The organism is Mycobacterium sp. TH-M106 (assembly GCF_057473765.1).
Map to the genome: position 1 here is coordinate 1 of NZ_JBYCLE010000379.1, position 9210 is coordinate 9210.

The window sequence follows — 9210 nt, forward strand, 5'->3', positions numbered from 1 at the left end:
AGGTGGTGAACGCCTCGACCACCTCCGCGGTCTTACGCCCGACCCAGCCGCCGGCCAACCCGATGCCCAGCGCAATCACCGTCAGGATGACCAGCGCACGATAGGAGACCCGGCCGCCGAACAACACGTCGCGTACGCCAAGCTTGGCGCCATCGGCCGCCCGCGGCGCAGGTACGGCCAGCGCCGGGGTGCCCAGCGCGGCGCCAGCCGCGGGGTCGCGCCACGGGTCGGTGGGCACATCCAACCGATCTACTTTGCCGTTCCCCTCCAGCGCGCCGGCGTCGGTGGGGTGGCGCTGCAACGACGCAGCACCGGTGAACGGGCGACCGAAAGCCTCTTTGAGCACGGGATCGGGCGGTTGATCACTAGGGCTGAACTCACCCTGGTCGCGGTATTTCGGCGGCCGCACACTAGCCGGCACGAATGATCCGTGAACGCCGTCGGGTCGACCGAATACCTGCTTGGACGCCGAGTCCACCGGTGGCCGTTCGATGGGGCGAGGTGCCAGGCGCTGACGGCCGGAGGTTTCCTGGTCGGTACTCACGTGATCCTCTTCTGGGGCGCTTGAGACAAGAAGCTACGGGCACGCTACGGGCACGAGCACCGCGTCCCATCTACCTTACCGGCGCTCTCCAGGATCTCCAGGATCTCGCGGCCCGTCGCCACCGAACCGGCCGAGGCGGGGCGACTGTGGCCACCGTGCAGTCGCCGTGCCGTCCATCGGGGACCCAGGGATCTCCGAAAGCATGCCCAGCAGCATGCTGGGAATCCTGATCGGATGCGAGTCACGCAACGCGGACCGCGCCCGGTCTTGGTACTCCACCTCCGCTGCGCATTCTTCGCACAACGAAAGGTGGTGGGCGGCACGCAGGTGCGCGTTCATCCGCAACTCACCGTCCACGAACGCGACGATCGCCTCGGTGGACAGGTGCTCAGTGGAGCTGAACTGGCGCGGCGCGCCGACGGGCACGTCACTTTGTGAAGCAAACTGAGCCGGAAGCCAGGAGAAAGCGCGACGGAACACATGTCCGCGGTCGGCCACCACCAGAATCCTCTCCAATTCCTACCGTCAATGTGTGCGTTCGGCACTACCTAGAATGTAGCGCGGCCGAGCTACACCCATGCGGGACAGACGCGGATGCCCTGACGATCTGGTGACGGCTGGTGACCGATCAGCCGATCCCGGCCGCGTTCGCAGCGGCGGGTTGCCCGGGATGAGAAGCCAGATAATCACGCAGCGCCTGGCGTCCACGGTGGATGCGGCTTCGCACGGTACCCAATTTCACGCCCAGGGTGGCGCCGACCTCCTCGTAGGACAGACCTTCGATGTCACAGAGCACAACCGCGGCACGGAACTCCGGCGGCAGCGAATCCAGCGCGGCTTGCAGATCGGGGTCGAGACGCGCGTCGTGGTAAATCTGCTCGGGGTCGGGCTCGTCGGCAGGCACCCGATCGTAATCCTGGGGCAACCCCTCCATCCGGACACGCCCGCGCCGGCGGACCATGTCCAAAAAAAGATTGGTGGTGATGCGGTGCAGCCAACCCTCGAACGTTCCCGGCTGGTAGTTGTGCACCGAACGGAACACGCGGATGAAGGTCTCCTGGGTCAGATCCTCTGCGTCGTGCTGGTTGCCGGCCAGCCGGTACGCCAGCCGGTACACCCGGTCGGCGTGTTGTCGAACCAGCTCGTCCCACGACGGCATGGTCGCCACATCCCCGGTGGCGTCGAACACCGCGGTCCCCTGCGGTTCATCGGACGGTTCCACCCAACCGGCATCCCGATACCGGTCCGGGTGGGATCCAGGGTGCGACATGGTCGCCGGATACACCAATGACGTGATGGCCAGATCCTCTACGTCGGGGCTGCCCGCCAAGTTGGACAACGCGGGCAGCGCGGTACCCGTCGCAACACGCCTTTGGCCGCGGGTATTCCGCTGCCAGTTCCCGGACAAGCTCCGGGGCCAGTTCCCACCCCGTTCCATACCGCTACCTTTGCCTATCGGATTGTGCCGGCTCTGTGGTCGCACTGAAGTTCGACTGTGAACCCGTCCTGCAACCGTTTTGCGTCGCGGAAAGTGAAACGGTTGACGCAGCCCGGCCGCCCCCGCGTCGCAGGGCGGCGGTCAACGGACGATGTCGGGCGCGCCTGCCCCGTTGCGCACAAGATTCGACCTACGCTGCGGGCATGGCCAGCACCGACCACACTTCCGGCCAGCCGGGCCAGCCCAGTCGGTCGAGTGGACCCAGCCGCGCCGACGCCATCGTCGAGCACGCCGAGGAGTCGATCTCCGAGGACGCGATCCTGGTGGCAGCTCGGGATCGTGCGCTGGAGATCGGCGTCGGCGCCATCACCCCTGCAGTGGGCGCGCTGTTGAGCCTGCTGAGCAAGCTCAGCAGCGGCAAAACGGTGGTCGAGGTGGGCACCGGCGCCGGTGTCAGCGGATTGTGGCTGTTGTCGGGCATGAGCGAAGACGGCGTCTTGACCACCATCGACATCGAGCCCGAGCATCAGCGCGCCGCCAAGCAGGCGTTCGCCGACGCGGGCATCGGGCCGTCGCGCACCCGGTTCATCAGTGGGCGAGCCCAGGAGGTGCTGACCCGACTCGCCGACGACTCCTACGACCTGGTGTTCATCGACGCCGACCCGATCGACCAGCCCGACTACGTGGTGGAAGCCGTGCGTCTGCTCCGGTCCGGCGGGGTCGTCGTCGTGCACCCGGCGGCATTAGGCGGGCGGGCCGCAGACCCCGCGGCGCACGACGTCGAGGTGACGGCGGTACGCGAGGCAGCTCGGTTCATCGCCGAGGACGAGCGGCTGACTCCGGCACTGATACCGCTGGGCGACGGTCTGCTCGCCGCCGTCCGCGATTAGTCCGATGCCCCACCGCCGAGGCCGCCGGGGTGAGCGCGGCCCTGGTCATTCGTCACTTCGGCTCCAAGGACGGTCTGGTCAAAGCCTGCGACGACTACATCGTCGAGCAGATCCGCCGGGAGAAATCCGAGGCCATTCGGTCCACCGATTTTGCCACCTGGCTGGTCCAGATGGCCGAGATCGAGTCGTACGCGCCGATGATGGCCTACCTGGTGCGCAGTATGCAATCCGGTAGCGCATTGGCGAAAACGCTGTGGCGCAGGATGATCGACAACACCGAGGCCTACCTCGACGAAGGCGTCCGCGCCGGCACCGTCAAGCCCAGCCGAGACCCCCGGGCCCGGGCCCGGTATCTGGCGCTCACCGGCGGCGGCGGAGAAGATGCTGCTCCAGGACCTCGCCGGCTACGCCGAGTACACCCAGCGGGTGCGCTACCGGCTGCTGCCCTACGTGTGGTGATCGTCTACCGCTCACCGAACGTGAACTGATTGCGAGAATTTAGCCAATTTTTCGCAACTGCTTCACACTCGGCGCGGCAGGTTAGATCGCAGCAACCAGGTCAGATCCAGACGCCCTTGCCCACGGCGACGACGCCGCCGGCGCTGATCGCGAACCGTTCCCGGTCCTTCTCCAGGTCCACGCCGATCATCTCGCCGGGACCGACGACGACGTTCTTGTCCAGGATCGCGTGGCGTACCACCGCGCCGCGGCCCACCCGGGTGCCCGGCATGATGACGCTGCCCTCCACGATGGCGCCGTCGTCGATCACGACGTTCGACGACAGCACCGAGTTGCGCACCGACCCGGCCGAGATGACGCTGCCGGCACCCACCACCGACTCTTGGGCCGAGCCGCCGTTGACGAACTTCGCCGGCGCCAGGTTCTCGGTCGCACCGTGGATCGGCCAGCGTTTGTTGTACAGGTTGAAGATCGGGCGCACCGACACCAGGTCCATGTGTGCGTCGTAGAACGCGTCCAGAGTACCCACGTCACGCCAGTACCCGCGATCGCGGTCGGTGGCGCCGGGCACCTCGTTGTCGGAGAAGTCATAGACCGCGGCCATCCCGTCGGAAACCAGCCGCGGCATGATGTCTCCGCCCATATCGTGGTCGGAATGGTCGTCTTCGGCGTCGGCGCGAATCGCGTCGACGAGCACCTTGGTGGTGAAGATGTAGTTGCCCATCGAGACGTAGGTGGTTTCCGGGTCGTCGATGGTTCCGGGCGGATCCGGCGGCTTCTCGACGAAACGGCGGATGCGGCCGGATTTGTCTGCATCGATGCAACCGAACGCGGTCGCCTCGGCACGCGGTACCCGAACGCCCACAACCGTTGCTCCGGCGCCGCTTTCGACATGGAACCGCACCATCTGCTCGGGATCCATCCGGTATACGTGGTCGGCGCCGAATACCACGATGTAGTCCGGATCTTCGTCGAAGACCAGGTTGAGCGACTGGTAGATGGCGTCGGCGGACCCGGTGTACCAACGCGGACCCAGGCGCTGCTGCGCCGGCACCGGAGTGATGTACTCGCCGGCCAGCCCGGACAGCCGCCAGTTCTGCGAGATATGGCGGTCCAGCGAATGCGATTTGTACTGGGTCAGCACGCAGATTCTCAGGTAGCGGGCATTGACCAGGTTGGACAACACGAAGTCGATCAGACGATATGCACCGCCGAACGGAACCGCCGGCTTGGCCCGGTCAGCGGTGAGCGGATACAACCGCTTGCCCTCCCCACCGGCCAGGACGATGCCCAGCACATGCGGCACTTCCCTCATAGCCCAAACCTATCGGCCGTCACCGACCCTTGCCAGGCGCGAACACACTGGACAGCTACCGGCGAGTGTGCGGATAGCCCGCCACGAAGGGCGGTCTGTGTTCAACTGGTGACGCCTTTGAGTTCGTCGCCGAGCGCAGCGGCCTCGTCGGGGGTCAGCTCGACGACGAGCCGGCCACCGCCCTCCAGTGGTACCCGCATCACGATGCCGCGCCCCTCCTTGGTCGCTTCCAGTGGACCGTCGCCGGTCCGGGGCTTCATCGCCGCCATCGAGTGCTCCCTCCAGATTCGGCCTGACCCGCCGTCGTGGTCTTGATCGGCGCCGGGTATGCACCGCGGTTGCAGTGTCCAACATGTCCGGCGTTGAACTGCACATTCACCCCCCTATTGTTCCCTATCGGCACCGTCGCGTATACACGACCCGGTTTCTCGGCGGCTCGCACAGCAGCTTTCAGAGCGTCTTTCAGGCTGGCCTTCCGCTTTTCTCGAACCAGTTGCGCCTCCCTAGCAGCGCGGAGTCAGCGGTCGACGGACTGTGCGCCGGCTGACGAGTCCAAGGGGTCGGCGACTTATGGTGCGGACTGGTCCATCTGAGGCTACCGAAACCCTACGGGTTCAGAGCGCTGGTGATGGCGTTGACGGCCGCGGTGACTGCCCCGTCGGCGAGTTCGAATTCGACGCCGGCCGCCAGCGTGAGCAGGCCGGTGTCTGCCGCGATCGGCAGACCGATGGCATCCAGGGGGTTAGTGAGGTTGTCTTGGAACACAGTGACGTCGTACGCGGGAATGCTGAAGATCACTCCATAGGCGATATCCGATGTCTGCAGCTGTAAGGCAGACAGGGCGGCGGCGGCACTGGCGAACCCTTCGGAGATGTTGCCGAGGGCCGCTGAGGGGTCGCTGACGTCGGCGGACAATGCCGTCGCGAGATCGGTGATGCTCGTCAGCGACGACGACGTCAGAGACGACGCCCCCGACGTCAATGACGACAGCGATACGTTCTGCAGGTCGTCGGCGAAAGCGCTAACGCCCTGCTGCGCCCCGGCGACCAGCCCGTCAAAGACCTTGATCGGGCCGACGTCCGGGAACAGCCCAAACTCGGTGGGCACATTTGCCGGAGTCGAATAGCCAAGGTTGTCGGCGCCGTAGCCCAAGTTGATCAGGTAAGTCAGGTCGGGTCCCAGCAGGGCTTGCAGCGGTCGTGGCAGCGCACTCACCAACGGCGGCGTTTCGTCGATCATGTAGTAATTGGTCAGGGTGTCGGCGCCGAGGGCCTCTGAACCCGGAAGGAGAAAAGCCTCGTCGGCGATCTGCGCGGGCGTGAGGCTCAGATACAGCCCGTGCGGGTCGACGAGGCCCAAGTCGGCGTTGAGGTCGGCCAGGACATCGATGGGGTACTTCGGATAGTCGGCGAAGCCGTCGTATTCGAGGGTGTAGATGTCGGTCGGGAAGGAGTTGGCGGGAGTCGCGCCGGAGTAAGCGATACCCTCACTCGGCAAGTTCAGACCGTCGAAACGCTCGGATAGCCCGCCGTTGGGGGCGTTGGGGTCACCGACTAGGACGAACTGCAGGCCGGCGTCCGGTTCCGGTGTGCCGGACGGGTCGAGTTGCTCCATGACCAAGCCGGAAATCGTGGAACTCTGCGACCAGCCGAACACGGTTGAAGTGTCTCCGGCTGCGGTGTTGCTGGCGATCGCATTTTCCAGAATGAGCATCCCTTGGCCTACCGAGGTGCTCTCTTCCGGAAAGCCAGCCAGCGGGCCGGTCGTGGCGTTGGGGTAGTTCTCGGAGAAGGGCACGGAGAGAACCGGATACTCGGGTGTGAACAGTCCGTTCGCATAGGGGTCGGGGTATGTGGTTTCGGGGAAATTGGGGTGGATGTAGAGGTTGTTAGCCGCTTGCACATAGTCCGATCCGGGGATCGGTACCCCGCTGGGGCCTACGACCAACCCGATGGTGGACGAATCAGTGCTGGGGTCCCCCGTCTCCCCGAACGCGAAGGCCGAATTCGTCATCGCGGTCAGCGCCATGACACCGGCACCGGCAGTTGTCGCCAGTCCTGAACCCAGCCAACGTAGCTTACGGCCTGACATTTGACCTGCGACCTCCTAACCTCGCGCCGAGCGCTCTCTGCGGATGTGGACCGCGGGGGAGTCCGGCTGCCCCGACGCGGTGCGCCTCGACAGGGCTCTGGCCCGGGCCATCGCTTTGAATGTTTCGATGACCCGTTCGGATGCGAACGGCTGGTACCCCTCGATCATGTTGCAGAACGCCAACCCAGTCACCAGCGAGAAGACCAAATCCAACCCCTTGCCGGTGTCCTCGTCGCTTGCTTGATCACCAAGGAAGTAGTCGGCGTAGATCTCCCGGCTTGTCCGGAGGAACTCACGGTCCACCGCCACGAGCGGATCCGCTAGTTCGGCATCAGTGCGGGCCGCGACCCACAGCTCGACAAACGCGGTGAACGTCGGACCGGTCCACATTGACCAGAGCAGATCGAGCGTGGCGTCCAGCTTGTCTTCGGCAGCATCCACCTTGGCCATGGCTTGGCGGTACTCTGCGGTGCGACGCTCGAATGCATGTCCGATCGCGGCCGAAAGCAGGTCGGTCTTGGTGGGGAAATGGTGCAAGAGCGCACCCAGCGAAACCTCGGCTCGATGGGCGACTGCGGTCACCGTGGTGGCCTTGTAGCCGGATTCAACGAGTGAATCCAATGTGGCATCCAACAGGGCAGCCTTGGTCGTGCTGCTCCGCTGAGCTTGGGTCCGGCGGGTACGCGTGTGCTTCATGTCAACGATCACTTGTGCCTCCCCGGTGCAATGCGATCGGGTCGACACGGTATCGATGCCGACTGCTGCGGAAGCGAGGGCCGGTGAGCACCGTCGTCAGCACGTCGGCAGCATAGAACATTTACAAAAAACCGTCAAGGTTTACGGTTTTGTCCCCGGCGAAGGGACCCGACCAGCATCGCCGCGAACTGCCGGTGACTGCATCGTCGGGTCAAGGATGTGTCAAGGATGTGTCAAGGATGTATTGTCACGGTTGCTCCAGAGTATTTCCGGACTAACTTCAGGGCACAATCGCCGGCACCCAGCAATCTCGCAGGTGGTCATCGACCATTCCGGTGGCCTGCATCAGCGCATAGGCGGTGGTCGGACCGGTGAACCGGAAGCCGCGGCGTTTCAATTCGCGCGCCAAGGCCTCCGACTCCGTGGTGACCGACAGAATTTCGGACGGGTCAGCCGGCCTTTTCGGCCGCGGCGGCGGTGCGAACGACCAGAGCAACGCCGCCAAGTTCTCGGATCCCAGGTCCGCGGCTGCCCGCGCATTGGAGATCGTCGCCTCGATCTTGGCCCTGTTGCGCACGATACCCGGGTCGGCCAGCAACCGGGCCACGTCGGCGTCGGAGTAGCGGGCGACCGTCTCGATGTCGAAACCGGAGAATGCGCGCCGGAAGTTCTCCCGCTTACGCAGGATCACCAGCCACGACAATCCGCTTTGGAAGGCCTCCAGGCTGAGGCGCTCGAACAACGCTACCCCGTCATGCACGGGGCGGCCCCACTCGTGGTCGTGATAGTCGCGGTACAGCGCCGAAGCAGTCTCAGCCCATCCGCAGCGGACCAGGCCGTCATCGGAGGCCGCCGTCACATGCGCCTCGGCGAGTCCTGCGCGGCCTGTAGTGCGGCGAGTTGGCTACGCAACTGATCCAGCTCGCGGCCGAGCCGGTCGAGCACCCAGTCGACCTCGCTGGTCTTGTAGCCGCGCAGCACTTGGGTGAACTTGACCGCGTCGACGTCGGCACCGGTGACCCCCGACGCGGGTAGCACGGTCGCCGTGGTTGCCCGCGGCAGCGGCGGCAACTGCTCACCGCGACCGAACAGCAACCCGGCCGCCCCGAAGAGCAGCACCGCAATGAGAATTAACACCACCAGATACAGCAGCACCAATGTCACGCCATCGATAGTGCCGCACCGGCCACGGTCAGCGTGGCCGCACGGTGTTCATCGGCGGCCGGTCGATCAGCGACACCGGCGCGGTGCGCGGCAGGTAACCGTCGCCGTCGGCGAAGAACTGGGTGAGCCCCACCCCGGAGTCACTGATGCCGCATCGGGACAGCAGGGTGGCGACGACCTGGCGGCTCATCGCCGCGAGCTCGGTCAGCGACCGGTTGCGGTGCGCCCGTACCCCCAGGTTGACCTGTGCTATGGCGTCCAACCCCAGGCGATCATAGGTGTCGACCAAAAGCCCGATCTCCACCCCGTAGCCCGGCGCGAACGGTACCGAGGTCAACAACTCGCGACTGCCGGCGTACTCCCCGCCCAGCGGCTGCAGCACACCGCTCAACTCGGGCCGCAGCGCGGCCAGCAGCGGGCGCGCCACCAGTTCGGTGACCCGTCCACCGCCGTGAGCATCCTCGGTCCCGTCGAGCTTCAGTGGACGGCGATAGAAGCCCTTGACCAGGTGAACGTCGTCGCCGGTGAGCAGCGGCCCGACCAGCTTCGGCACGAACATCGGGTCCGGGTCGATCAGGTCGGAGTCCACGAACACCACGATGTCGCCGCTGGT

At 65.4% G+C, this 9210-nt stretch carries 10 protein-coding genes and 2 pseudogenes; 2 read left to right on the forward strand and 10 right to left on the reverse strand.

Features of this window, described 5'->3' with window-relative positions:
- The 3 genes and pseudogenes from AC2VOP_RS13555 to sigE all read right to left on the reverse strand — a co-directional run.
- A pseudogene (locus tag AC2VOP_RS13555) lies at positions 1-544 on the reverse strand (serine protease); the annotation flags it as partial.
- A gap of 75 nt (positions 545-619) precedes the next feature.
- Entirely contained in the window at positions 620-1051 is a 432-nt protein-coding gene (rseA, locus tag AC2VOP_RS13560) for an anti-sigma E factor RseA (protein WP_486961460.1), read from the reverse strand.
- A gap of 121 nt (positions 1052-1172) precedes the next feature.
- Complete coding sequence (gene sigE / locus AC2VOP_RS13565) at positions 1173-1982, reverse strand: RNA polymerase sigma factor SigE (RefSeq protein ID WP_486961452.1); 810 nt, start codon at positions 1980-1982, stop codon at positions 1173-1175.
- Positions 1983-2185: 203 nt separating this feature from the next.
- On the opposite strand from sigE, the gene AC2VOP_RS13570 reads away from it, so the two are divergent.
- On the forward strand, positions 2186-2872 hold the full coding sequence (locus AC2VOP_RS13570; RefSeq protein WP_486961453.1) for an O-methyltransferase: 687 nt from the start codon (positions 2186-2188) through the stop codon (positions 2870-2872).
- A gap of 14 nt (positions 2873-2886) precedes the next feature.
- A pseudogene (locus AC2VOP_RS13575) lies at positions 2887-3249 on the forward strand (TetR family transcriptional regulator); the annotation flags it as partial.
- Between the two features lie 182 nt (positions 3250-3431).
- On the opposite strand, the gene glgC reads toward AC2VOP_RS13575, so the two are convergent.
- The 7 genes from glgC to AC2VOP_RS13610 all read right to left on the reverse strand — a co-directional run.
- Positions 3432-4646 carry a glucose-1-phosphate adenylyltransferase gene (gene glgC / locus AC2VOP_RS13580; protein ID WP_486961454.1) on the reverse strand — a complete coding sequence of 405 codons (1215 nt, stop codon included), beginning with the start codon at positions 4644-4646 and terminating at the stop codon, positions 3432-3434.
- Positions 4647-4747: 101 nt separating this feature from the next.
- Complete coding sequence (locus AC2VOP_RS13585; RefSeq protein ID WP_003406247.1) at positions 4748-4915, reverse strand: DUF3117 domain-containing protein; 168 nt, start codon at positions 4913-4915, stop codon at positions 4748-4750.
- A gap of 337 nt (positions 4916-5252) precedes the next feature.
- On the reverse strand, positions 5253-6737 hold the full coding sequence (locus AC2VOP_RS13590; RefSeq protein WP_486961455.1) for a PE-PPE domain-containing protein: 1485 nt from the start codon (positions 6735-6737) through the stop codon (positions 5253-5255).
- 15 nt (positions 6738-6752) lie between these two features.
- Positions 6753-7433, reverse strand: a complete 681-nt coding sequence (locus AC2VOP_RS13595) for a TetR/AcrR family transcriptional regulator (protein ID WP_486961456.1) — start codon at positions 7431-7433, stop codon at positions 6753-6755.
- Between the two features lie 280 nt (positions 7434-7713).
- Complete coding sequence (locus tag AC2VOP_RS13600) at positions 7714-8292, reverse strand: DNA-3-methyladenine glycosylase I (RefSeq protein ID WP_486961457.1); 579 nt, start codon at positions 8290-8292, stop codon at positions 7714-7716.
- Positions 8289-8597, reverse strand: a complete 309-nt coding sequence (locus AC2VOP_RS13605; protein WP_486961458.1) for a DivIVA domain-containing protein — start codon at positions 8595-8597, stop codon at positions 8289-8291. Before AC2VOP_RS13605 ends, AC2VOP_RS13600 begins: the two co-directional genes overlap by 4 nt.
- Positions 8598-8625: 28 nt before the next feature.
- The coding region (locus AC2VOP_RS13610) for a glucosyl-3-phosphoglycerate synthase (RefSeq protein WP_486961459.1) at positions 8626-9210 on the reverse strand (585 nt) is incomplete at its 5' end.